Source organism: Vreelandella maris, from assembly GCF_013371085.1.
Classification (GTDB): domain Bacteria; phylum Pseudomonadota; class Gammaproteobacteria; order Pseudomonadales; family Halomonadaceae; genus Vreelandella; species Vreelandella maris.
Genome location: NZ_JABWCV010000009.1, coordinates 52,320 through 73,110, shown reverse-complemented (window position 1 = coordinate 73,110; position 20,791 = coordinate 52,320). Strand labels below are relative to the sequence as shown.

Below are 20,791 nucleotides of genomic sequence, written 5' to 3'. Positions count from 1 at the left end.
TAGCATGGCCGATTTTATTGGGTGTGCTGAGTAGCGATTATCACGAATTTGACGGTCTGATAAGAGTAAGGTCGGGCGGCGCTTTGTCTTAGTACAAGCTCATGAGTTCCGGGTTTACCTGAAAGATCCTTAATTGAGGGCTTATCATGCCTAGAAGAAGAGTAGTAGCTAAACGCGAAATCCTGCCGGATCCTAAGTTCGGAAGTGAGCGTCTGGCGAAGTTCATGAACCACCTGATGGTCAGCGGCAAAAAGTCCATAGCTGAGCGTATCGTCTACGGTGCGTTGGACAAGGTTGCCGATCGTAGTAAAGAAGATCCGCTGGAGATCTTCGACAAAGCGCTGGAAGCCATCCAGCCCATGGTCGAAGTGAAGTCGCGCCGCGTTGGTGGTGCGACCTATCAGGTGCCGGTTGAAGTACGTCCGTCTCGTCGCCAAGCGCTAGCAATGCGCTGGCTGGTAGACGCGGCGCGTCGTCGCGGTGAGAAAACCATGGTGCAGCGTCTAGCAGGCGAAATGCTGGATGCCGCGGAAGGTAAAGGTTCTGCCGTTAAGAAGCGCGAAGACGTGCATCGCATGGCAGAAGCCAACAAGGCCTTCTCGCACTACCGTTTCTAAAATCGGTGTTTCTAGAAACTGCGTTTCTAAGCACGGCGTTTTTAAGTACGGCTTTATGGTTTTTATATGCACGTTGTTCAGCATGGCGAAGTGTTTGCTGAGTCGCGTTGTTGCAACGCATTAGTTGCAATATCCAGCCGCTACCATGCAGTGGTAGCGGCGGACGCATAAGCCTCGCTTGCATACGTCGCTAAATTAACGAGCATCGCCAACAAACGGGAGTTTCACCGTGGCACGCAAGACTCCACTAAATCGCTATCGTAATATCGGTATCGTCGCTCACGTTGACGCGGGTAAGACTACGACGACTGAGCGGGTACTGTTCTACACCGGCCTTTCCCACAAAGTGGGCGAAGTGCACGACGGTGCTGCGACCATGGACTGGATGGAGCAGGAGCAGGAGCGTGGTATCACTATCACCTCAGCTGCAACTACCTGTTTCTGGCAGGGCATGAACAAGCAGTTCCCCGAGCATCGTATTAACATTATCGATACCCCAGGACACGTTGACTTCACGATCGAAGTTGAGCGTTCTTTGCGCGTACTTGATGGTGCGGTTGTTGTACTGTGTGGTTCTTCCGGCGTTCAGCCCCAGACCGAAACTGTATGGCGCCAAGCCAATAAGTACGAAGTGCCGCGCATGGTCTTCGTCAACAAGATGGACCGTACCGGTGCTGATTTCTTCATGGTTGTCGACCAGTTGAAAGAGCGCCTGGGTGCAAATGCTGTGCCGATCCAGATTAACTGGGGCACGGAAGAAGACTTTAAAGGTGTTATCGACCTTATTCAGATGAAAGCCATCCTGTGGGATGAAGAAAGTCTGGGTATGAATTATGACCTCGTGGATATTCCTGCTGAATTGCAAGAAACAGCTGCAAAATATCGCGAAGAGATGGTCGAAGCGGCTGCCGAAGGCTCTGACGAGCTGATGGAGAAGTACCTCGAAGGCGGTGAGCTGTCGATTGAAGAGATCAAGGCCGGTCTGCGCGCGCGCACCCTGGCTAACGATATCGTTCTAGTTACCTGTGGTTCTGCCTTTAAGAACAAAGGCGTTCAGGCAGTGCTGGATGGCGTTATCGAATACATGCCTTCGCCGACGGAAGTTAAGGCGATCGAAGGTGAGCTCGACGATAAAGACGGCACCGTTGATACCCGCGAAGCGGACGACAGTGCACCGTTTGCGGCCCTGGCGTTTAAGATCGCCACCGACCCCTTCGTTGGTACGCTGACCTTTATCCGCGTCTACTCGGGTGTTCTGAAATCTGGTGACGGTGTGTATAACTCCGTTAAGCAGAAGAAAGAGCGTGTTGGCCGTATCGTTCAGATGCACGCCAATTCCCGCGAAGAGATCAAAGAAGTTCTGGCGGGCGACATCGCTGCTTGTATCGGTCTGAAAGACGTCACCACGGGTGATACCCTGTGTGATATCGATAACAAGATCGTTCTCGAGCGCATGGAGTTCCCGGATCCGGTAATCTCGGTTGCTGTAGAGCCTAAATCTAAGGCAGACCAAGAGAAGATGGGTGTTGCGTTGGGCAAGCTTGCTCAAGAAGACCCCTCTTTCCAGGTCAAGACCGACGAAGAGACCGGCCAGACGATTATTTCTGGCATGGGTGAGCTTCACCTGGACATCCTCGTTGACCGTATGCGTCGCGAGTTTAAGGTTGAAGCCAATATCGGTAAGCCTCAGGTTGCCTATCGTGAAACGATTCGCGGCAGCATTGAGCAAGAAGGCAAGTTCGTACGTCAGTCCGGTGGTCGTGGTCAGTATGGTCACGTATGGCTGCGTATCGAGCCGCTGACAGCAGAAGAGAAGGGTGAAGGCGAAGACGAACTGTTCTTCAAGTTCAACTCTGAGATCGTGGGTGGTGCGGTTCCGAAGGAATACGTTCCCGCGGTTGAGAAGGGTGCTTTTGAGCAGCTCAAAAACGGCGTCATTGCGGGTTACCCGATGATCGACGTTAAAGTAACGCTGTTTGATGGCTCCTTCCACGACGTAGACTCCAACGAGACTGCGTTTAAGATTGCTTCTTCTATGGCAGTAAAAGAAGGTGCCAGGAAGGCCAAGGCCGTGCTGCTGGAGCCGGTGATGAAGGTCGAAATCGTGACCCCCGAAGAGTTTATGGGTGACGTCATGGGTGACCTGAGCCGTCGTCGCGGCCTGGTGCAGGGTATGGATGACTCCTCTTCTGGTAAAGTCATCCGTGCGACGGTGCCATTGGGTGAGATGTTCGGTTATGCAACCGATCTGCGCTCACAAACCCAGGGCCGTGCGAGCTACTCTATGGAGTTCTCGAAGTACGACGAGGCGCCCTCCAGCGTCGTTGAAGCCGTCATCAATCAAAACGGTTAACCGTTAGCTAACGTAAAGAGGTTATAGCAGTGGCTAAGGAAAAATTTGAACGTTCCAAACCGCACGTCAACGTCGGCACCATTGGTCACGTCGACCACGGTAAAACGACTCTGACAGCGGCCCTAACCCGCGTGTCTGCTGAGGTTTTCGGCGGCGACTGGCGTGAATTTGATACCATCGATAACGCTCCTGAAGAGCGCGAGCGCGGTATCACGATCGCTACTTCTCACGTGGAATATCAGTCTGAAGAGCGTCACTACGCTCACGTTGACTGCCCAGGACACGCTGACTACGTCAAGAACATGATCACCGGTGCTGCGCAGATGGACGGCGCGATCCTGGTATGTTCTGCCGCAGACGGCCCGATGCCGCAAACTCGCGAGCACATCCTGCTGTCTCGTCAGGTTGGCGTACCGTTCATCGTTGTGTTCCTGAACAAAGCGGACATGGTCGATGATGAAGAGCTGCTCGAGCTGGTAGAAATGGAAGTTCGCGAACTTCTCGACCAGTACGACTTCCCGGGCGACGACACGCCGATCATCACTGGTTCTGCCTTGATGGCGCTGAACGGTGAAGATGACAAAGGCATGGGTACGACGGCCGTTGCCAATCTGATCAAAGCTCTGGATGAGTACATTCCTGAGCCGGAGCGTGCTATCGACCAGCCGTTCCTGATGCCGATTGAAGACGTGTTCTCTATCTCTGGTCGCGGTACTGTTGTTACCGGTCGTGTAGAGCGCGGCATCGTTAAAGCGGGCGAAGAAGTGGAAATCGTGGGTATCCGCGACACCACCAAAACGATCGTTACCGGTGTTGAAATGTTCCGTAAACTGCTCGACGAAGGTCGTGCTGGTGAGAACGTTGGCGCCCTGCTGCGTGGTACTAAGCGTGATGACGTCGAGCGTGGCCAAGTATTGGCCAAGCCGGGCACCATCAACCCGCACACTACCTTCGAAGCAGAAGTTTACGTACTGTCCAAAGAAGAGGGTGGTCGTCACACGCCTTTCTTCAAGGGCTACCGTCCCCAGTTCTACTTCCGTACCACCGATGTAACCGGTACTTGTGAACTGCCGGAAGGCGTTGAAATGGTCATGCCGGGTGACAACGTTCAGATGGTTGTTACCTTGATCGCTCCGATCGCAATGGACGAAGGTTTGCGCTTCGCTATTCGTGAAGGCGGCCGTACTGTCGGTGCTGGCGTTGTGGCCAAGATCGTCAAGTAAGCTACATGCTTGAATGATGAAGGGGGCTCTTGCGAGCCCCCTTTTCTGCGCACCAACAGCAAATGTTTGACATGGGCTTTTGGCGTGCCTATAATGCGCATCCTTTGAATGCGTGGGTAGACGGCTCGCGCCGTCGACATCCATTGGAGTTTAAGGCAAATGCAGAACCAAAAGATTCGCATTCGGTTGAAAGCATTCGACCATCGCCTGATCGATCAGTCCACAGCGGAGATTGTTGAAACTGCTAAGCGTACTGGTGCTCAGGTTCGTGGCCCGATCCCGCTGCCGACCAATCGCGAGCGTTACACCATTCTGATCTCGCCGCACGTCAACAAAGATGCGCGTGACCAGTATGAGATTCGTACGCACAAGCGTGTGCTCGACATTGTTGAGCCGACTGAGAAAACTGTTGATGCATTGATGAAGCTCGATCTCGCCGCTGGCGTTGACGTGCAAATCAAACTCAACTAATTACACTAGTCACTTTGCGGCCCAGCGCTCATCATTATTTGGCATGAGCAGCAGCCGCCGCGCCGTGAGGCGCCATACAATGTGCTAGTGGAATGCTCTGGAAAGGGCAGCCATAGCGGGTGATAGCCCCGTACACTATAGGAGACTGAGTATGACTATCGGTTTAGTCGGTAAAAAGGCCGGGATGACCCGTGTCTTTACCGAAGACGGCGCGTCTGTGCCCGTAACCGTTATTGAAGTTGATCCTAATCGTGTTACACGCGTTAAATCTGTCGAGTCTGACGGTTACGCAGCGATTCAGGTCACATCTGGCTCTCGCAAAGCGAAGCACCTCACCAAAGCGCAAGCTGGTCAGTTTGCCAAGGCGGGTGTTGAAGCTGGTCGTGCACTGATGGAATTTCGTCTTGCAGAAGGCGAAGCAATTCCTGAAGTGGGCGGCGAAATCACCGTATCCCTCTTCGAAGCTGGTCAAATGGTTGACGTGACTGGCACCTCTAAGGGTAAAGGCTTCCAGGGTGCTGTTAAGCGCTGGAATTTCCGTACCCAAGACATGACTCACGGTAACTCTCTGTCGCATCGCGCGCCGGGTTCTATCGGCATGTGTCAGACTCCGGGTCGCGTTTTCAAAGGCAAAAAGATGGCCGGTCAAATGGGTAACGCCCGTTGCACCGTGCAGAGCCTTGAGATCGTCCGTGTCGACGCCGAGCGTAACCTGCTGCTGATTAAAGGCGCCGTACCGGGTGCTCCCGGTAGTGACGTTATCGTTCGCAGCGCCGTGAAAGCAGGCTGAAGGGGATAATTACCAATGAATCTGAATCTTGCTGCAGGCACGGGTACCGTTGAAGTAGCCGACGCCACTTTTGGCAAAGAATTCAACGAAGCGCTCGTTCACCAGGTTGTCACTGCCTATTTGGCGGCTGGTCGTCAGGGAACCCGCGCACAAAAGAGTCGTTCCGACGTTCGTGGCGGTGGTAAGAAGCCGTGGCGTCAGAAAGGCACCGGTCGTGCACGTGCCGGTACCATCCGCTCTCCGCTATGGCGTAGTGGTGGCGTAACCTTCGCGGCGCGTCCGCAAGACTACACCCAGAAGGTTAACCGCAAGATGTACCGTGCAGCGATGCGCTCCATCTTGTCTGAGCTGGTACGTCAAGAGCGTTTAGTCGCGATTGAAGAGTTCGTCGTCGATGCGCCTAAGACCAAGCAGGTAGCTGCCAAGCTGAAAGAGCTCAACCTTGAAAAAGTGTTGATCGTCACTGAAGAAATCGACGAGAAGCTCTATTTGGCCGCACGCAACCTTCCCCACGTTGACGTGGTGGATGTCGCGGCAGCTGACCCGGTAAGCCTGGTAGCCTTTGATAAGGTCCTGATTACCGTCTCCGCCCTGCGTAAATTCGAGGAGAAGCTGGCATGAACCAGGAACGCGTATTTAAGGTTCTGCTTGGGCCGCACGTGACCGAAAAGGCCGCAATGGCAGCCGAGCGCAACCAGTACGTTTTCAAGGTGGCATCTGATGCTACCAAGCCCGAGATCAAAAAGGCCGTTGAAGCACTCTTCGGCAAAAAGGTCGGTAGTGTTCAGGTTCTGAACATGAAGGGTAAAACAAAGCGTACTGCGAACGGCGTTGGCCTGCGTAAGGGTTACCGCAAAGCGTATGTGACCCTGGCTGCGGGTGAAACGCTCGAAGACTTCTCTGGCGCCGAATAAGGGCAGGAGTACGGATAATGGCAATCGTCAAGACCAAACCCACTTCCGCCGGTCGTCGCCACGTCGTCAAGATCGTTGGCGAGGAACTGTTTAAAGGCCGTGCTTATGCACCGCTTTTGGAAAAACAGTCCAAGTCCGGCGGCCGGAATAACTACGGTCGTATCACCACCCGCCACGTGGGCGGTGGTCATCGTCACCACTATCGGTTGATCGATTTCAAGCGTACCAAGGATGGCATTCCTGCCACCGTTGAGCGCCTGGAGCACGATCCCAACCGCAGTGCGCACATTGCACTGCTGAAGTATGCCGATGGTGAACGTCGTTACATCATTGCACCGAAAGGTGTCAGCGCGGGTGACGTGCTGGAATCTGGTGTTAACGCGTCAATCAAGAAAGGCAATGCCTTGCCGCTGCGTAACGTTCCGCTGGGTTCTACGGTGCACTGCATCGAACTCAAGCCGGGCAAAGGTGCGCAGATTGCTCGCAGTGCCGGTACAAGCGCCCAGTTGGTTGCTCGTGAAGGTAACTATGCCACCTTGCGTCTTCGCTCTGGCGAAATGCGTAAAGTGTTGGCCGAGTGCCGCGCGACGTTGGGTGAAGTGAGCAACTCTGAGCACAGCCTGCGTCAACTTGGCAAGGCCGGTGCGAAGCGCTGGAGAGGCGTGCGTCCGACTGTTCGCGGTGTCGCGATGAACCCAGTCGATCACCCGCACGGTGGTGGCGAAGGCCGCACCAGTGGTGGTCGTCACCCGGTATCCCCATGGGGTGTGCCGACTAAGGGTCACAAGACGCGTAAGAACAAGCGCACCGACAAGCTGATCATTCGTCGTCGTAATAAGACGCGTTGATCTAAATTGCCAAGACATTAAGAGGTAACGGCTGTGCCACGTTCACTAAAGAAAGGTCCCTTCATTGACCTTCATCTTTTGAAGAAGGTAGAGGCTGCAGTGGAGAAGAGCGATCGCAAACCAATTAAGACTTGGTCGCGTCGTTCTATGATCCTGCCCAATATGGTAGGCCTCACTATCGCGGTCCATAATGGTCGCCAACACGTCCCGGTGCACGTCTCCGAGGAAATGGTTGGCCACAAATTGGGCGAATTCGCTGCTACTCGCACTTATCGCGGGCATGCGGCGGATAAAAAAGCCAAACGGTAAGCCAGAGAGGATTGAGAGATGGAAGTCACAGCTAAGCTGCTTGGCGCTCGTTTATCCGCCCAGAAGGCCCGTTTGGTGGCTGACCAGGTGCGCGGTAAACCTGTCGCCGAGGCACTCGACCTGCTGACCTTCTCACCGAAGAAGGCTGCCAAGCTGGTTAAGAAGGTGCTGCAATCCGCGATTGCAAATGCGGAAGAAAATAACGGCATGGATATTGACGAGCTGCGTGTCTCGACCATCTGCGTCGATGAGGGCATGACGCTCAAGCGTATCAAGCCGCGTGCCAAGGGGCGTGCGGATCGTATCTTGAAGCGCACGTGCCACATCACCGTCAAGGTAGCCGAGAAGTAGGAGTCGACCGATGGGTCAGAAAGTCAATCCAACAGGCATTCGACTGGGCATCGTCAAAGACCATGCTTCTGTCTGGTATGCTGAGCGCGGCGCTTACGCCGATAAGCTCAATAACGATCTCGAAGTGCGTAGCTTCCTGGAAGAGCGTCTTAAAAGCGCCTCTGTTAGCCGCATCCACATCGAGCGTCCGGCGAACAATGCCCGCATCACCATTCACACTGCCCGTCCGGGTATCGTGATTGGTAAGAAAGGTGAAGATGTCGACCGTTTGCGTCGCGATCTCACCCAGATGATGGGTGTTCCCGTGCATGTGAACATCGAAGAAGTTCGCAAGCCGGAGCTGGATGCCAAGCTAGTCGCTGCTAACGTAGCGGGTCAGCTTGAGCGTCGCGTCATGTTCCGTCGTGCTATGAAGCGCGCGGTCCAGAACGCAATGCGTCTTGGCGCTGGTGGCATCAAGATTCAGCTGTCAGGTCGTCTTGGTGGCGCTGAAATCGCACGTACCGAATGGTACCGCGAAGGTCGCGTTCCGCTGCACACGTTGCGTGCGGATATCGACTACGCCACTTACGAAGCTCACACCACCTACGGCGTTATCGGCGTCAAAGTGTGGATCTTCAAGGGTGAAATCCTCGGCGGTATCGAGGAAGTACGTGCCAAGGCCAAACAGCCTGCCGGCAACGCGCCCAAGAAGAAAGGTTCCAAGTAAGGGGAGAGCGAGTCGATGTTACAGCCCAAGCGTATGAAATTCCGCAAGATGATGAAAGGCCGCAACCGTGGCCTGGCGCATCGCGGAAGCAAGATCAGCTTCGGGGAATACGGCCTTAAAGCTACTGGTCGCGGCCGCATCACTGCGCGTCAGATCGAAGCAGGCCGTCGTGCGATCACACGTCACGTAAAACGTGGCGGTAAGATTTGGATCCGCGTCTTCCCTGATAAGCCGATCTCCAAGAAGCCGCTCGAAGTTCGTATGGGTAAAGGTAAAGGTTCTGTTGAGTACTGGGTTGCCCAGATCCAACCGGGTCGGGTCCTGTATGAAATTGAAGGCGTGTCGGAAGAGCTCGCTCGTGAAGCGTTTGAGCTTGCCGCACAGAAAATGCCCTTATCCACCACCTTTGCGAAACGGACGGTGATGTGATGAAAGCCCAGGAAATTCGTGAAAAGTCCGCAGGAGAGCTCCAGGAGCAACTCCTCGAACTCCTCCGCGAGCAGTTTAACCTGCGCATGCAGAAGGCCACTGGCCAACTGAGCCAGACTCATCTGCTCAAGCAGGTCCGCCGGGATATCGCCCGCGTTAAGACTTTGCTCAACGAGAAGGCAGGTGATTGAGATGGCCGAAGAAAACACAAAGCGTACGCTCACCGGTAAAGTGGTGAGCGATAAGATGGACAAGTCCATCGTCGTCATGATCGAGCGGCGCGAGCGTCACCCGATCTACGGAAAATACGTTAAGCGCTCCACCAAGCTGCACGCCCATGATGAGGCGAACCAGGCTAAGGCAGGCGATACGGTCTCTATTCAAGAGTGCCGTCCGCTTTCCAAGAAAAAAGCTTGGACGCTGGTCGAGGTGGTTGAACACGCCAAGGGTTAAATCCTGGCTTGTCAATCAGTGCAGTCAGATTAGGTTTGGAGAAAACCGATGATTCAGACTCAGACAATGCTGGATGTCGCCGACAACAGCGGAGCGCGCCGGGTGCAGTGCATCAAGGTGTTAGGCGGATCACACCGTCGTTACGCTCGCGTTGGTGATATCATCAAGGTCACGGTTAAGGAAGCGATTCCGCGTGGCAAGGTCAAAAAAGGCCAGGTGCTAAAAGCGGTCGTGGTCCGGACCCGTAGTGGCGTCCGTCGTCCCGACGGTTCGCTCATCCGTTTCGATGGAAATGCGGCAGTTTTGTTGAATAACACCAACGAACAGCCCATCGGTACCCGTATTTTTGGGCCGGTGACTCGTGAACTTCGTAATGAAAAGTTCATGAAGATCATTTCCTTAGCGCCTGAAGTGCTGTAAGGAGCGAGGCGGATATGCAAAAGATCAAACGTGACGATGAAGTCATCGTCATCGCCGGGAAGGATAAAGGCAAACGTGGCACCGTTAAGCGGGTATTAGAAAACCGCTTCTTGGTGTCCGGTGTGAACATGATTAAACGTCACACCAAGCCAAATCCCATGGCGGGAAATCAGGGCGGTATCGTCGAGCGTGAGGCTCCGATTCACGCGTCCAACGTAGCCATCTTCAATTCGGAGACCGGTAAGGCGGATCGCGTCGGCTTCCAAGTGAAGGAAGACGGTACCAAGGTACGTATCTACAAGTCGACGCAGACGCAGATCGACGCCTAACGCGAGTCGGGTAGCAAAATGGCGAACTTGAAAGAACGTTATCAAAACGAGGTAGCAGCTCAACTCAAAGAAGAGTTCAGCTATGCCAACGTTATGCAGGTACCCCGGATCACGAAAGTGACTCTGAACATGGGTATCGGCGAAGCAGTCAACGATAAAAAGTTGATTGACAATGCCATCGGCGATCTAGAGAAGCTCTCTGGTCAAAAACCGTTGGTGACCAAGGCACGTAAGTCCATCGCGGGCTTTAAGGTACGTGAAGGTTGGCCAATCGGTATTAAGGTGACCCTGCGCGCTGAGCGCATGTGGGACTTCCTGGACCGCTTGGTTTACATCGCGATTCCCCGCGTGCGTGACTTCCGTGGTCTTAACCCGAAGTCTTTTGACGGTCGCGGCAATTACTCCATGGGTGTGCGTGAGCAGATCATCTTCCCGGAGATCGAGTATGATAAGATCGATCGTATCCGAGGGTTGGACGTCACTATCACTACTACCGCCAAAACCGACGAGGAAGGTCGTGCGCTACTAACCGCACTGAACTTCCCCTTCAAGAAATAAGGGTTGGATCATGGCTAAGAAAAGTATGATAGAGCGTGAGCTTAAGCGTACGCAGCTGGTGGCAAAGTATGCCACCAAGCGCGCAGAGCTTAAGAAAATCATCTCAGATGTGAACACGTCTGAGGAAGACCGCTTCGAGGCGACGCTGAAGCTGCAGCAATTGCCGCGTGACTCAAGCCCGGTACGTCAGCGTAACCGCTGCCGTATCACCGGTCGTCCGCACGGTTTTTACAACAAGTTCGGCCTCGGCCGTAACAAGCTGCGTGAAGCCGCCATGCGTGGCGACGTTCCTGGTCTTAAAAAGTCCAGTTGGTAACGCCACGTAGTATCATCAGGAGCGCACATTAAATGAGCATGCAAGACACTCTGGCGGATATGTTTACCCGTATCCGCAATGCGCAGATGGCCACCAAGGAGACGGCTACCATGCCGTCCTCCAAGCTGAAAGTACAAGTGGCCCGAGTGCTAAAGGAAGAAGGCTACATTGCCGACTTTACGGTTGCCGAAGGTGTTAAGCCTGAGCTAACCATCACTCTCAAGTACTTTGAGGGTAAGCCGGTCATTGAGCATATTCAGCGGGTTTCCAAGCCGTCCCTGCGCCGTTACATGGGTAAGGACAACTTGCCTAAGGTCGCCGATGGTCTCGGTATCGCGATTGTCACCACGTCAACGGGTGTCATGACCGATCGTGCCGCGCGCCAAGCGGGTGTCGGTGGCGAAGTCATCTGCACCGTATTCTAGGAGGCTGGAATGTCCCGCATAGCGAAATATCCGGTTAAAGTGCCTGCCGGTGTTGACATTAAAATCAATGCCGACCAGCTGACCGCCAAAGGCGGCCAGGGCACGCTATCTATGACGATCCACTCTGATGTAGTGGTTAATCAAGAAGATGGCCAGCTGACCTTCGCCCCGAGTGAGTCTGCCAAGAGCTGGGCAATGGCCGGTACTACCCGCGCCTTAGTTCAGAACCTGGTAACGGGCGTATCCGAGGGTTTTACACGAACTCTCGAAATTGTTGGCGTCGGTTATCGTGCCCAAGCTAAGGGCCAGACGCTCAATCTTTCACTGGGCTTCTCGCACCCGGTCGACTACGAACTGCCTGAAGGTGTCTCAGCGGAAACGCCGAAGAACACCGTGATCGTGCTGAAAAGCGCGGACAAGCAGCAGCTCGGTCAGTGCGCCGCGGAAATCCGCGCTTTCCGTCCGCCCGAGCCGTATAAAGGCAAGGGTGTACGGTACGCCGACGAGCAGGTGCGTCGCAAAGAAGCCAAGAAGAAGTAAGGCAGGGTTATGAACGCGAAGAAAGAATCTCGTCTCCGTCGTGCCCGCCGCGCTCGCGCGAAGATCCGCGAGCTGGGCGTGTATCGCCTGTGCGTCAACCGTACCCCGCGTCACATCTATGCGCAGATTATCTCGCCGGATGGTGGCAAAGTGCTAGCCAGTGCTTCTACGCTGGATAAAGCACTGCGCGAGGGTGCGACCGGTAACTCAGATGCCGCCTCTAAAGTAGGTGCACTGATTGCCGAACGCGCTAAAGAAGCAGGCATCACCCAGGTGGCCTTCGACCGTGCTGGCTTTAAGTATCACGGCCGCGTCAAGGCGCTGGCCGACGCCGCACGTGAAGGCGGCCTGGAATTCTAAAGGGTTTTACGATGGCGAAGAACGAACAGCAAAGCGGTGATCTGCAAGAGAAGTTAGTGCAGGTCAACCGCGTCGCCAAGGTGGTCAAGGGTGGTCGTATTTTCGGCTTCACCGCACTGACCGTCGTTGGTGATGGTAAAGGTCGTGTCGGTTTCGGTCGTGGCAAGGCGCGTGAAGTGCCTGTCGCAATCCAGAAAGCGATGGATCAAGCTCGTCGCAACATGGTCAAGGTGAACCTCGCTGGCCACACGCTGCAGTACCCGGTAAAAGCCCGTCACGGTGCTTCCAAGGTGTACATGCAGCCGGCTTCCGAAGGTACCGGTATCATCGCCGGTGGCGCCATGCGCTCTGTACTAGAGCTTGCCGGTGTCCACGACGTACTGGCCAAGTGCTACGGTTCCACCAACCCGGTTAACGTGGTGCGAGCGACTGTTAAAGGTCTCTCCTCCATGCAAGCACCGGAAGACGTGGCCGCCAAGCGCGGTCTGTCTGTCGAAGCGATCACGGGGTAAGGCACCATGGCAGCAACGATCAAGGTTACCCAGATCCGCAGCACCATCGGCATTATGCCCAAGCACAAGGCTACTATGAAAGGCTTGGGCCTGCGTCGCATCGGTCATACGGTTGAACTGGAAGACACCCCTGCCGTACGCGGCATGATCCACAAGGTAACTTACCTTGTGCGCGTTGAGGGAGAGTAATCCATGAAACTCAATAACCTAAGCCCGGCTCCGGGCTCCAAACACGCTGCAAAGCGTGTGGGTCGTGGCATCGGTTCCGGTCTTGGTAAGACCGGTGGCCGTGGTCACAAAGGTCAGAAATCACGTAGTGGTGGCAGTGTTAAGCCTGGTTTCGAAGGCGGTCAGATGCCTTTGCAGCGTCGTTTGCCGAAATTCGGCTTTACGTCTGCAAAGTCTCTGGTCTCTGAAGAAGTACGCCTGGCTGAGCTTGCTAAAGTTGCCGGTGGTGAAGTCACCATGGCATCTTTGAAAGAAGCCAACGTGCTGAAGGACTCTACGCTACACGCGAAGATCATCCTTTCTGGCGAATTGAAAACGGCGGTTACCGTTCGCGGAATCAAGGTCACCAAAGGTGCCCGTGAAGCGATCGAAGCCGCTGGCGGCAAGGTAGAGGACTAAATGGCCAAGTCAGGAAAAATGCCGGCGATGGGCAGCGGTCTGAGTGAACTGTGGGCGCGTTTGCGCTTCGTGCTCCTCGCCATCGTGGTGTACCGTATTGGTGCCCACATTCCCGTTCCCGGTATCAATCCTGACCAGCTTGCTGCCTTGTTTAGGGAGCAACAGGGTACCATCCTAGGCATGTTTAACATGTTCTCGGGTGGCGCCCTGGAGCGCATGAGTGTTCTCGCCCTGGGCATCATGCCCTATATTTCGGCGTCGATTATCATGCAGCTCATGACTGCGGTCTCCCCTCATCTTGAACAGCTCAAGAAAGAGGGTGAGGCTGGCCGCCGCAAGATTAGCCAGTACACCCGCTACGGCACGGTGATACTGGCGTTTGTCCAGGCTACCGGCATGTCCGTCGGTCTGGCTAGCCAAGGCATCGCGTACAGTGCTGACTTTAGCTTCTACTTCACCGCCGTGATTACGTTTGTATCAGGCGCGGTGTTTATGATGTGGCTAGGTGAGCAGATTACCGAGAAGGGCATTGGCAACGGTATTTCGTTGCTGATCTTCGCCGGTATTGTCGCTGGACTACCCAGTGCCGTGGGTCAAGCCTTTGAGCTTGCCCGTAATGAAGGGGCCTGGAATGTTCTGCCGCTGTTAGCGCTGTCAGTGTTAGGTATTGCGACTGTCGCCTTCGTGGTTTTCATTGAACGCGGTCAACGCCGCCTCAAAGTTAACTACCCCCGGCGTCAAGTGGGCAATAAGATGTATGCAGGGCAAAGTAGCTACCTGCCTTTGAAGGTCAACATGGCCGGCGTTATTCCGGCGATTTTTGCCTCCAGTATTCTGCTCTTTCCGGCCTCTATTGGTCAGTGGGTAGGTGCCGGTGAAGGTATGGAGTGGTTGCAGCGTGCATCTCAGGCATTAGGCCCAGGTCAACCGCTTTACATCTTGCTTTTCGCGGCGGCAGTGGTATTCTTCTGCTTCTTTTACACAGCGCTGGTCTTCAACCCCAAGGATGTGGCTGACAATCTTAAAAAGTCAGGCGCTTTCCTGCCGGGCATTCGCCCCGGCGAGCAGACCGCTCGCTATATCGACAAGGTCATGACACGTCTAACCTTGTTCGGTGCCTTGTATATCACTGCGGTTTCCTTGATGCCCCAGTTCTTGATTGTGGCGTGGAACGTGCCGTTTTTCTTCGGCGGTACCTCGTTGTTAATCGTAGTCGTGGTCATCATGGACTTCATGGCCCAGGTGCAATCGCATCTCATGTCGCATCAGTATGACTCAGTGATGAAGAAGTCCAACCTGAAAGGCTACGGTAGCGGCGGTATCATGCGCTGAGGCGCCGCTCACCCCTATTAAGTTAGTGAGGGGGGCGTGCCGCGAGCCGGTTTTTGGAGAAAGATCGATGAAAGTTCGAGCTTCCGTAAAGAAAATGTGCCGTAACTGCAAGATCATTCGTCGCAATGGCGCTGTCCGCGTCATCTGCAGCGAACCACGGCACAAACAACGCCAGGGTTAATCCCCCTGGGTTGTATTAAGCGGTGCCAGCATACCCCTTGCCTTAGGGCGCTAAAAGGGGTATGCTGTTGCGCCTTTTGTAGATGAATAAACGAGCAAGCCGCTCAAATTTCGGAGTAAGCTGATGGCCCGTATTGCAGGCGTCAATATCCCGGACAACAAGCATGCGGCGATCTCGCTGACCTATATCTTCGGGATTGGCCGTACCCGTGCTGAGCACATCTGTGCAGCAGCCGGTATTGCCATGAATGCCAAGATCCAGGACCTGTCTTCTGAAGAAGTCGACACCCTGCGTTCTGAAGTTGGCAAGTACACCGTAGAAGGCGACCTTCGTCGTGATGTCACGCTTAACATTAAGCGTCTCATGGACTTAGGCTGCTACCGTGGTCTGCGTCATCGTCGTAGTCTTCCGCTGCGTGGTCAGCGGACTAAGACTAACGCGCGCACCCGTAAGGGCCCGCGTAAGCCGATCCGCAAATAACACGCACGTTCTGGCGTAAAGACAGGAATAGACATCAACATGGCTAACCCGCGTAGTAACCGTAAAAAGGTTAAAAAGCAGGTAGTGGACGCGATTGCGCATATCCATGCCTCTTTTAACAACACGATCGTGACGATCACAGACCGCCAGGGCAACGCTCTTTCTTGGGCGACTGCCGGTGGTTCGGGTTTTCGTGGTTCTCGCAAGAGCACCCCGTTCGCTGCTCAAGTGGCAAGCGAACGTGCAGCAACTGCTGCAGCCGAGTATGGTGTGAAAAACGTAGACGTACTGGTTAAAGGTCCAGGACCCGGTCGTGAATCCGCCGTGCGCGCACTGAATGCCGCCGGCTTCCGCGTGCAAAGCATCGTAGACGCGACGCCCATTCCCCATAATGGCTGCCGTCCGCCGAAGAAACGCCGCGTTTAAGGAGACAGATTCATGGCTCGTTATATTGGACCGAAGTGCAAACTGTCTCGTCGTGAAGGCACCGACCTCTTTTTGAAGAGTGGTGTGACTCCCTTCGAGAAAAAGTGTAAATCCGAGCAAATCCCGGGTGTACACGGCCAGCGTCGTCAACGTCTTTCAGACTACGGCTTGCAGCTTCGCGAGAAGCAAAAAGTACGTCGCATGTATGGCGTACTCGAAAAACAGTTCCGTAACTACTACAAAGAAGCCGCTCGCCTGAAAGGCGCGACTGGTGAAGTATTGTTGCAGTTGCTCGAATCCCGACTGGATAATGTCGTCTACCGCATGGGCTTCGGCTCGACTCGCTCTGAAGCGCGTCAGCTGGTCAGCCACAAGGCGATTTCCGTGAACGGCCGCACCGTTAACGTAGCTTCCTATCAAGTGAAGCCGGGTGACGTTGTTTCCATTCGCGAAAAGGCGAAAAACCAAGCACGTATTCAAAGCGCGTTGTCCATTGCGGCCAACCGTGGCGATATCGCTTGGATCGAAATCGACGCCAAGAAGATGGAAGGCACTTTCAAGGCTCTGCCTGAACGCGGTGACCTGTCTGCCGACATCAACGAAAACCTGATCGTCGAGCTGTACTCCAAGTAAGCAGTTTTCTGTTTCTTGTCAACCTGGTGCGGGTGTAACGCCCGCGCCAAGTCGTACCGAGTACCAAGTATCCGTTTGGCAGCCTGAAAGGTGTTCATATGCAGCGTTCAGTGACAGAGTTTCTACGTCCTCGCGACATCAAGGTCGAAGAAATCAGCGCACATCACGCCAAAATCGTGCTCGAACCGTTCGAGCGTGGCTTTGGTCACACCCTGGGGAATGCACTGCGTCGCATTCTGCTTTCGTCTATGCCCGGCTGTGCCGTGGTAGAGGCTGAAATTGCTGGCGTCGAGCATGAATACAGTGCGCTCGAAGGGGTGCAGGAAGATGTCATTGAAATCCTCCTGAACTTGAAAGATGTTGCGATCAAGATGCACAGCCGCGATGAGGCGGTGCTCACGCTGAACAAGCAGGGCCCAGCCGTCGTCACCGCTGGCGACATTGCGCTTGATCATAGCGTCGAAATCGTCAACCCGGACCACATCATTGCTCATGTCAATGAAGGTGCCGAGCTGAAAATTCAGCTTAAGGTAGCGCTGGGTCGTGGCTACGAACCGGCTGACGCGCGTGGCTCTGATGAAGAGACCCGTGCCATTGGCCGCCTGCAGCTGGATGCCACCTTCAGCCCTGTCCGCCGTGTTTCTTACTCGGTTGAAGCCGCTCGTGTTGAGCAGCGCACCGATCTCGATAAGCTAATTATCGATCTGGAAACCGACGGTACCCTGGATCCGGAAGAGGCTATCCGTCGCAGTGCGACCATCCTGCAAGAGCAGCTGGCCGCCTTCGTCGACCTGGAAGCTGATAAAGAACAGGAAGTCGAAGAGGAAGAGGATCATGTTGATCCAATTCTATTGCGCCCCGTAGACGATCTTGAGTTGACCGTTCGCAGCGCGAACTGCCTAAAAGCCGAGAATATTTATTACATCGGTGATCTTATCCAGCGCACAGAAGTTGAGCTGTTGAAGACACCGAATCTCGGTAAGAAATCTTTGAATGAAATCAAAGACGTATTGGCGGCTCGCGGCTTGTCCCTTGGCATGCGGTTGGAAAATTGGCCACCGGCAAGCCTGAAGGACGACAAAGCCTCCGCGTGAGCGTCGACTTGAGTCCCAGTTTGGTAAGGAATTACAACCATGCGTCATCGTAAGAGTGGTCGTCATCTGAATCGCACCAGCTCGCATCGTCAGGCCATGTTCAAGAACATGTCTGTCTCGCTGGTCGAGCATGAAGTCATTAAGACAACCCTGCCTAAAGCCAAGGAGCTGCGTCGCGTTATCGAGCCGCTGATCACCTTGTCTAAGCAGGATAGCGTTGCAAACCGTCGTTTGGCATTTGCCCGCACGCGCTCTAAAGAAGCCGTCGGCAAACTGTTCAACGAACTAGGTCCGCGTTATGCCGAGCGTCCGGGCGGTTACGTCCGTATTCTTAAGTGCGGTTTCCGCACCGGCGACAACGCGCCTATGGCGTTCGTTGAGCTAGTTGACCGTCCGGTTGTTGAAGAAGCCGCTGCAGAAGAGTAATCCTCTGCGCTAGGTTTCTTTAGTAGCAATCGAAAACCGACCCCTCAGTGGGTCGGTTTTTTTATGGCATATATTTATCTTCTTTTGATACGCATGTAACTTCTCTTTTTCTAAGCCTAACTCCGTATATACTCAGCTTATTATTAAAAGTACCTAGCATGGCCGTGCAGAGCAGGGAAAGCCTTGCGTTGCACCTTGAGTATGGCATGGTAGTGAGGCCATGGATCAGTCACAGTACGTTGATAACAAGCAAGGGGCAGGTATGTATGCGAGGGTAAAACAGATCGCCGTTGGCGGTGCATCAGCGGTATGGTCATTGAGTGTGGTTTTGCTGCTCATGCTGGCAATGGTCTCCAATGCTCACGCCGACAATCCACGCTATGCAGGCATTGTGGTGGATTTGGATAATGGCGAAGTCCTCTACGCTGAAAATGTTGACGATCAGCGTTACCCTGCCTCGCTGACCAAAATGATGACCCTGTATTTGACCTTTGAAGCGCTGGAAGCGGGCACGTTGCGTTTAGATCAGCCCTTGCCGGTTTCCCGTTTTGCAGCAGCAAAGCCAGCCGTCAAGCTCTGGCTTGCTGCAGGTAGTTCTATCCCCGTCGACACGGCCATACGTGCGCTAGCGGTTCGCTCGGCTAATGATGTTGCCGCGGTGGTTGCCGAAGCACTAGGCGGTAGCGAAGCGCGTTTTGCACAGATGATGACCACCAAGGCGCGCGAGCTCGGCATGCACGCGACCACCTTCCGCAATGCTTCTGGCTTGCCTGATGACGGCCAAGTCACCACCGCACGGGATATGTTGACGCTCTCAGTACGCGTAATGCAGGATTTCCCTCAGTACTACCACTACTTCGGTCTCCAGGAATTTACCTACCGCGGCACACGGCATACCAGCCACAACCGTCTGGTGCGTGATTATCCTGGCGCTGATGGGCTGAAAACCGGATTTATTAGAGCGTCTGGTTTTAATGTGGCGACCACCGCAGTGCGCGGCAATCGGCGATTAGTGGCAGTGGTGATGGGCGGTTTTTCATCTCAGTCGCGTGATACCCATATGGCCAATTTGCTAGACCGCAGCTTCTTGCGAGCTTCGCTACGTGATCAACGTAGCTGGGTGGCCGACACCACCTTTTCACAAGAGTTTATGGCCTTTGCCCCTCCCGCTCAGCCGGTTTCCCCACCAACACCTGAACCACGTCAGCCGCTATTGGCCGTCGTGGAAACGACTACGCTTTCGCCCTCCGCGAACACTGCCGCTTCAACGCCCGCCGTGGACCTTGAAGAACAGCTGGCCGATATAACCAGCGTTCAGCGCCCCACGCCTGAAAGCGAGATGCCGCAGCCCGACCCTTTGCAGGCCTTTATTGAGCGCGAACGTCAGCTTGCTTCTGTCAATGAAACAGGCGGCGGTTGGGGAGTTCAGGTAGGCGCCTTTAGCCAGGAGGCCCAGGCTCGTCAATTGGCGCAACAGGCGGCTCAGCGTATTGCACAAAGTTTAGGTGGTCGTGTGGCTATCGACACCGTAGAGGGCCAGAACCCGGTTTACCGCGCCCGCTTAATGGCGTTGGATGAACAGCGCGCCCGCCAGGCGTGTCGCGAACTACACTCCCAGGGGATGGACTGTATGGTCGTTAACGCCAGCTTGTAAGCTGGTTAAGCTGGCGTTGGTTCAAGCGCTGACCCAAGTGCGTATCACCCCGCCACTCGTTATTGGGCGGGGTTTTTGCTTTTAAGCAATTGGCTGGCGATTACCGGCTAACAACAACTAAGGAGAGAGCGGTGACCACCTCACTGAAGGGCATACTCTGCATGTGTATGGGGGTTCTTTTTCTCGCCCTGGGAGACGCCGTTTCCAAGTGGTTAGGCGAGACACATTCGCCGCTGCAGATTATTTTTTTCCGTGCTTTAGTCTCGCTACCAATGATTGCGCTGCTTGCCCATTTTGCGGGTGGTTTACGCAAACTACGGACGAAACGCCCAGGCGTTCATTTGCTGCGTGGATTGATCTATACCGCCACCATGGTCTGTTTCGTCTGGGGATTAACGCTGTTGCCCCTGGCGGAAGCGACGGCAATCGCCTTTGTGGCACCGTTATTTGTCACCCTCCTGTCGGTGCCCTTGCTAGGAGAGCGTATCGACCCACCGGTACTGATCGCCTCGTTAGTCGGGTTTGTGGGTGTGCTGATTGTGGTTCGCCCTAACGGTGATGCCTTCCAGCTAGGCGCGCTGGTGCTGGTCGCCGCGGCGCTCTTTTATGCGTTGATGATGATTACCGCACGTCGCTACGGCGCCCGTGAACACTTATGGGCAATGCTGTTTTATATGACTTTTGTGCCACTCGTGGTAACCGGCTTAACGCTGCCATGGGTATGGCAACCCCCCCAGCCCTGGCACTGGGTCGGTTTTTTCACTTCTGGAATCTTCGGTGTTGCGGCGACCGCCTTTATTACCCTGGCGTTTCGGTACGCGCCAGCCGCCATTGCCGCCCCGTTTGATTACACCGCGATGCTCTGGGCAGTGCTTCTCGGCTGGTGGTTTTGGGGGGAAATGCCCGACCTCTGGGTGTGGGTAGGCAGCGCCTTGATCATGGGCAGCGGCTTAGCGGTGGCGTATCACGACCGCCGCACCACCCTTAAACGCCGCCCTACTGCCTAGCAGT

Annotated in this window: 33 protein-coding genes; all 33 read left to right on the top strand. The window is 54.7% G+C overall.

The window, feature by feature from the left end; all coding sequences use genetic code 11:
- Positions 1–146: 146 nt before the first annotated feature.
- On the top strand, positions 147–617 hold the full coding sequence (gene rpsG / locus HUO07_RS09695) for a 30S ribosomal protein S7 (protein WP_101147115.1): 471 nt from the start codon (positions 147–149) through the stop codon (positions 615–617).
- A gap of 229 nt (positions 618–846) precedes the next feature.
- Positions 847–2,970 carry an elongation factor G gene (fusA, locus tag HUO07_RS09690; RefSeq protein ID WP_176303389.1) on the top strand — a complete coding sequence of 708 codons (2,124 nt, stop codon included), beginning with the start codon at positions 847–849 and terminating at the stop codon, positions 2,968–2,970.
- A gap of 29 nt (positions 2,971–2,999) precedes the next feature.
- Positions 3,000–4,193 (top strand): elongation factor Tu, encoded by a 1,194-nt coding sequence (tuf, locus tag HUO07_RS09685; RefSeq protein WP_064235089.1) that lies wholly within the window; start codon positions 3,000–3,002, stop codon positions 4,191–4,193.
- Positions 4,194–4,352: 159 nt separating this feature from the next.
- Entirely contained in the window at positions 4,353–4,664 is a 312-nt protein-coding gene (gene rpsJ / locus HUO07_RS09680; protein ID WP_007112007.1) for a 30S ribosomal protein S10, read from the top strand.
- Between the two features lie 151 nt (positions 4,665–4,815).
- The gene (gene rplC, locus HUO07_RS09675) at positions 4,816–5,454 is read left to right on the top strand and encodes a 50S ribosomal protein L3 (RefSeq protein WP_176303388.1); all 639 of its coding nucleotides are present in this window, start codon (positions 4,816–4,818) and stop codon (positions 5,452–5,454) included.
- Positions 5,455–5,469: 15 nt separating this feature from the next.
- Positions 5,470–6,075: a 50S ribosomal protein L4 gene (gene rplD / locus HUO07_RS09670; protein WP_176303387.1), complete on the top strand. Its 606-nt coding sequence runs from the start codon at positions 5,470–5,472 to the stop codon at positions 6,073–6,075.
- A complete protein-coding gene (rplW, locus tag HUO07_RS09665) occupies positions 6,072–6,368 on the top strand; it encodes a 50S ribosomal protein L23 (RefSeq protein WP_008959167.1) in 297 nt (98 codons plus the stop codon). The genes rplD and rplW overlap by 4 nt, the downstream gene beginning before the upstream one ends.
- A gap of 17 nt (positions 6,369–6,385) precedes the next feature.
- The gene (gene rplB / locus HUO07_RS09660; RefSeq protein WP_008959166.1) at positions 6,386–7,216 is read left to right on the top strand and encodes a 50S ribosomal protein L2; all 831 of its coding nucleotides are present in this window, start codon (positions 6,386–6,388) and stop codon (positions 7,214–7,216) included.
- A gap of 33 nt (positions 7,217–7,249) precedes the next feature.
- Positions 7,250–7,525 (top strand): 30S ribosomal protein S19, encoded by a 276-nt coding sequence (gene rpsS / locus HUO07_RS09655; protein ID WP_008959165.1) that lies wholly within the window; start codon positions 7,250–7,252, stop codon positions 7,523–7,525.
- Positions 7,526–7,543: 18 nt separating this feature from the next.
- Entirely contained in the window at positions 7,544–7,876 is a 333-nt protein-coding gene (gene rplV, locus HUO07_RS09650; RefSeq protein ID WP_007112002.1) for a 50S ribosomal protein L22, read from the top strand.
- 10 nt (positions 7,877–7,886) lie between these two features.
- Entirely contained in the window at positions 7,887–8,585 is a 699-nt protein-coding gene (gene rpsC / locus HUO07_RS09645) for a 30S ribosomal protein S3 (protein WP_176303386.1), read from the top strand.
- Positions 8,586–8,600: 15 nt separating this feature from the next.
- The gene (gene rplP / locus HUO07_RS09640; protein WP_007112000.1) at positions 8,601–9,014 is read left to right on the top strand and encodes a 50S ribosomal protein L16; all 414 of its coding nucleotides are present in this window, start codon (positions 8,601–8,603) and stop codon (positions 9,012–9,014) included.
- The gene (rpmC, locus tag HUO07_RS09635) at positions 9,014–9,205 is read left to right on the top strand and encodes a 50S ribosomal protein L29 (protein ID WP_007111999.1); all 192 of its coding nucleotides are present in this window, start codon (positions 9,014–9,016) and stop codon (positions 9,203–9,205) included. Before rplP ends, rpmC begins: the two co-directional genes overlap by 1 nt.
- Position 9,206: 1 nt before the next feature.
- Positions 9,207–9,467, top strand: a complete 261-nt coding sequence (rpsQ, locus tag HUO07_RS09630) for a 30S ribosomal protein S17 (protein ID WP_007111998.1) — start codon at positions 9,207–9,209, stop codon at positions 9,465–9,467.
- Between the two features lie 48 nt (positions 9,468–9,515).
- Entirely contained in the window at positions 9,516–9,887 is a 372-nt protein-coding gene (gene rplN, locus HUO07_RS09625; RefSeq protein WP_008959163.1) for a 50S ribosomal protein L14, read from the top strand.
- A 14-nt stretch (positions 9,888–9,901) separates the two neighbouring features.
- Complete coding sequence (gene rplX / locus HUO07_RS09620) at positions 9,902–10,216, top strand: 50S ribosomal protein L24 (RefSeq protein WP_007111996.1); 315 nt, start codon at positions 9,902–9,904, stop codon at positions 10,214–10,216.
- An 18-nt stretch (positions 10,217–10,234) separates the two neighbouring features.
- Entirely contained in the window at positions 10,235–10,774 is a 540-nt protein-coding gene (rplE, locus tag HUO07_RS09615) for a 50S ribosomal protein L5 (RefSeq protein WP_007111995.1), read from the top strand.
- 10 nt (positions 10,775–10,784) lie between these two features.
- Positions 10,785–11,090 carry a 30S ribosomal protein S14 gene (gene rpsN, locus HUO07_RS09610; RefSeq protein ID WP_008959162.1) on the top strand — a complete coding sequence of 102 codons (306 nt, stop codon included), beginning with the start codon at positions 10,785–10,787 and terminating at the stop codon, positions 11,088–11,090.
- 32 nt (positions 11,091–11,122) lie between these two features.
- Positions 11,123–11,515 (top strand): 30S ribosomal protein S8, encoded by a 393-nt coding sequence (rpsH, locus tag HUO07_RS09605; protein WP_008959161.1) that lies wholly within the window; start codon positions 11,123–11,125, stop codon positions 11,513–11,515.
- 9 nt (positions 11,516–11,524) lie between these two features.
- Positions 11,525–12,055 carry a 50S ribosomal protein L6 gene (gene rplF, locus HUO07_RS09600; RefSeq protein WP_101147112.1) on the top strand — a complete coding sequence of 177 codons (531 nt, stop codon included), beginning with the start codon at positions 11,525–11,527 and terminating at the stop codon, positions 12,053–12,055.
- A 9-nt stretch (positions 12,056–12,064) separates the two neighbouring features.
- The gene (gene rplR, locus HUO07_RS09595; RefSeq protein ID WP_008959159.1) at positions 12,065–12,415 is read left to right on the top strand and encodes a 50S ribosomal protein L18; all 351 of its coding nucleotides are present in this window, start codon (positions 12,065–12,067) and stop codon (positions 12,413–12,415) included.
- Positions 12,416–12,426: 11 nt separating this feature from the next.
- Positions 12,427–12,927, top strand: coding sequence for a 30S ribosomal protein S5 (rpsE, locus tag HUO07_RS09590; protein WP_007111990.1), 501 nt, complete (start codon positions 12,427–12,429; stop codon positions 12,925–12,927).
- 6 nt (positions 12,928–12,933) lie between these two features.
- Positions 12,934–13,116, top strand: a complete 183-nt coding sequence (gene rpmD / locus HUO07_RS09585) for a 50S ribosomal protein L30 (protein WP_008959157.1) — start codon at positions 12,934–12,936, stop codon at positions 13,114–13,116.
- A 3-nt stretch (positions 13,117–13,119) separates the two neighbouring features.
- Complete coding sequence (gene rplO, locus HUO07_RS09580) at positions 13,120–13,554, top strand: 50S ribosomal protein L15 (RefSeq protein WP_008959156.1); 435 nt, start codon at positions 13,120–13,122, stop codon at positions 13,552–13,554.
- Positions 13,555–14,886 carry a preprotein translocase subunit SecY gene (gene secY / locus HUO07_RS09575; protein WP_008959155.1) on the top strand — a complete coding sequence of 444 codons (1,332 nt, stop codon included), beginning with the start codon at positions 13,555–13,557 and terminating at the stop codon, positions 14,884–14,886.
- 67 nt (positions 14,887–14,953) lie between these two features.
- Positions 14,954–15,067 carry a 50S ribosomal protein L36 gene (gene rpmJ, locus HUO07_RS09570; protein WP_008959154.1) on the top strand — a complete coding sequence of 38 codons (114 nt, stop codon included), beginning with the start codon at positions 14,954–14,956 and terminating at the stop codon, positions 15,065–15,067.
- Positions 15,068–15,190: 123 nt separating this feature from the next.
- Positions 15,191–15,547, top strand: a complete 357-nt coding sequence (gene rpsM, locus HUO07_RS09565; RefSeq protein ID WP_007111986.1) for a 30S ribosomal protein S13 — start codon at positions 15,191–15,193, stop codon at positions 15,545–15,547.
- Between the two features lie 39 nt (positions 15,548–15,586).
- Positions 15,587–15,973 carry a 30S ribosomal protein S11 gene (gene rpsK / locus HUO07_RS09560; protein ID WP_007111985.1) on the top strand — a complete coding sequence of 129 codons (387 nt, stop codon included), beginning with the start codon at positions 15,587–15,589 and terminating at the stop codon, positions 15,971–15,973.
- A 12-nt stretch (positions 15,974–15,985) separates the two neighbouring features.
- Positions 15,986–16,606 (top strand): 30S ribosomal protein S4, encoded by a 621-nt coding sequence (gene rpsD / locus HUO07_RS09555; protein ID WP_008959152.1) that lies wholly within the window; start codon positions 15,986–15,988, stop codon positions 16,604–16,606.
- 98 nt (positions 16,607–16,704) lie between these two features.
- Positions 16,705–17,700, top strand: a complete 996-nt coding sequence (locus HUO07_RS09550) for a DNA-directed RNA polymerase subunit alpha (RefSeq protein ID WP_008959151.1) — start codon at positions 16,705–16,707, stop codon at positions 17,698–17,700.
- A gap of 39 nt (positions 17,701–17,739) precedes the next feature.
- Complete coding sequence (gene rplQ / locus HUO07_RS09545) at positions 17,740–18,126, top strand: 50S ribosomal protein L17 (RefSeq protein WP_008959150.1); 387 nt, start codon at positions 17,740–17,742, stop codon at positions 18,124–18,126.
- A gap of 262 nt (positions 18,127–18,388) precedes the next feature.
- Entirely contained in the window at positions 18,389–19,780 is a 1,392-nt protein-coding gene (locus HUO07_RS09540; RefSeq protein WP_176303470.1) for a D-alanyl-D-alanine carboxypeptidase, read from the top strand.
- Positions 19,781–19,911: 131 nt separating this feature from the next.
- Positions 19,912–20,787: a DMT family transporter gene (locus HUO07_RS09535; protein ID WP_232774935.1), complete on the top strand. Its 876-nt coding sequence runs from the start codon at positions 19,912–19,914 to the stop codon at positions 20,785–20,787.
- Positions 20,788–20,791 lie beyond the last annotated feature (4 nt).

Coding starts and splice junctions, on each gene's coding strand:
- rpsG (WP_101147115.1), top strand. CDS start 147: ATGCCTAGAAGAAGAGTAGTAGCTAAACGCGAAATCCTGCCGGATCCT.
- rpsJ (WP_007112007.1), top strand. CDS start 4,353: ATGCAGAACCAAAAGATTCGCATTCGGTTGAAAGCATTCGACCATCGC.
- rplC (WP_176303388.1), top strand. CDS start 4,816: ATGACTATCGGTTTAGTCGGTAAAAAGGCCGGGATGACCCGTGTCTTT.
- rplD (WP_176303387.1), top strand. CDS start 5,470: ATGAATCTGAATCTTGCTGCAGGCACGGGTACCGTTGAAGTAGCCGAC.
- rplW (WP_008959167.1), top strand. CDS start 6,072: ATGAACCAGGAACGCGTATTTAAGGTTCTGCTTGGGCCGCACGTGACC.
- rplB (WP_008959166.1), top strand. CDS start 6,386: ATGGCAATCGTCAAGACCAAACCCACTTCCGCCGGTCGTCGCCACGTC.
- rplV (WP_007112002.1), top strand. CDS start 7,544: ATGGAAGTCACAGCTAAGCTGCTTGGCGCTCGTTTATCCGCCCAGAAG.
- rpsC (WP_176303386.1), top strand. CDS start 7,887: ATGGGTCAGAAAGTCAATCCAACAGGCATTCGACTGGGCATCGTCAAA.
- rplP (WP_007112000.1), top strand. CDS start 8,601: ATGTTACAGCCCAAGCGTATGAAATTCCGCAAGATGATGAAAGGCCGC.
- rpmC (WP_007111999.1), top strand. CDS start 9,014: ATGAAAGCCCAGGAAATTCGTGAAAAGTCCGCAGGAGAGCTCCAGGAG.
- rpsQ (WP_007111998.1), top strand. CDS start 9,207: ATGGCCGAAGAAAACACAAAGCGTACGCTCACCGGTAAAGTGGTGAGC.
- rplN (WP_008959163.1), top strand. CDS start 9,516: ATGATTCAGACTCAGACAATGCTGGATGTCGCCGACAACAGCGGAGCG.
- rplX (WP_007111996.1), top strand. CDS start 9,902: ATGCAAAAGATCAAACGTGACGATGAAGTCATCGTCATCGCCGGGAAG.
- rplE (WP_007111995.1), top strand. CDS start 10,235: ATGGCGAACTTGAAAGAACGTTATCAAAACGAGGTAGCAGCTCAACTC.
- rpsN (WP_008959162.1), top strand. CDS start 10,785: ATGGCTAAGAAAAGTATGATAGAGCGTGAGCTTAAGCGTACGCAGCTG.
- rpsH (WP_008959161.1), top strand. CDS start 11,123: ATGAGCATGCAAGACACTCTGGCGGATATGTTTACCCGTATCCGCAAT.
- rplF (WP_101147112.1), top strand. CDS start 11,525: ATGTCCCGCATAGCGAAATATCCGGTTAAAGTGCCTGCCGGTGTTGAC.
- rplR (WP_008959159.1), top strand. CDS start 12,065: ATGAACGCGAAGAAAGAATCTCGTCTCCGTCGTGCCCGCCGCGCTCGC.
- rpsE (WP_007111990.1), top strand. CDS start 12,427: ATGGCGAAGAACGAACAGCAAAGCGGTGATCTGCAAGAGAAGTTAGTG.
- rpmD (WP_008959157.1), top strand. CDS start 12,934: ATGGCAGCAACGATCAAGGTTACCCAGATCCGCAGCACCATCGGCATT.
- rplO (WP_008959156.1), top strand. CDS start 13,120: ATGAAACTCAATAACCTAAGCCCGGCTCCGGGCTCCAAACACGCTGCA.
- secY (WP_008959155.1), top strand. CDS start 13,555: ATGGCCAAGTCAGGAAAAATGCCGGCGATGGGCAGCGGTCTGAGTGAA.
- rpmJ (WP_008959154.1), top strand. CDS start 14,954: ATGAAAGTTCGAGCTTCCGTAAAGAAAATGTGCCGTAACTGCAAGATC.
- rpsM (WP_007111986.1), top strand. CDS start 15,191: ATGGCCCGTATTGCAGGCGTCAATATCCCGGACAACAAGCATGCGGCG.
- rpsK (WP_007111985.1), top strand. CDS start 15,587: ATGGCTAACCCGCGTAGTAACCGTAAAAAGGTTAAAAAGCAGGTAGTG.
- rpsD (WP_008959152.1), top strand. CDS start 15,986: ATGGCTCGTTATATTGGACCGAAGTGCAAACTGTCTCGTCGTGAAGGC.
- HUO07_RS09550 (WP_008959151.1), top strand. CDS start 16,705: ATGCAGCGTTCAGTGACAGAGTTTCTACGTCCTCGCGACATCAAGGTC.
- rplQ (WP_008959150.1), top strand. CDS start 17,740: ATGCGTCATCGTAAGAGTGGTCGTCATCTGAATCGCACCAGCTCGCAT.
- HUO07_RS09540 (WP_176303470.1), top strand. CDS start 18,389: ATGTATGCGAGGGTAAAACAGATCGCCGTTGGCGGTGCATCAGCGGTA.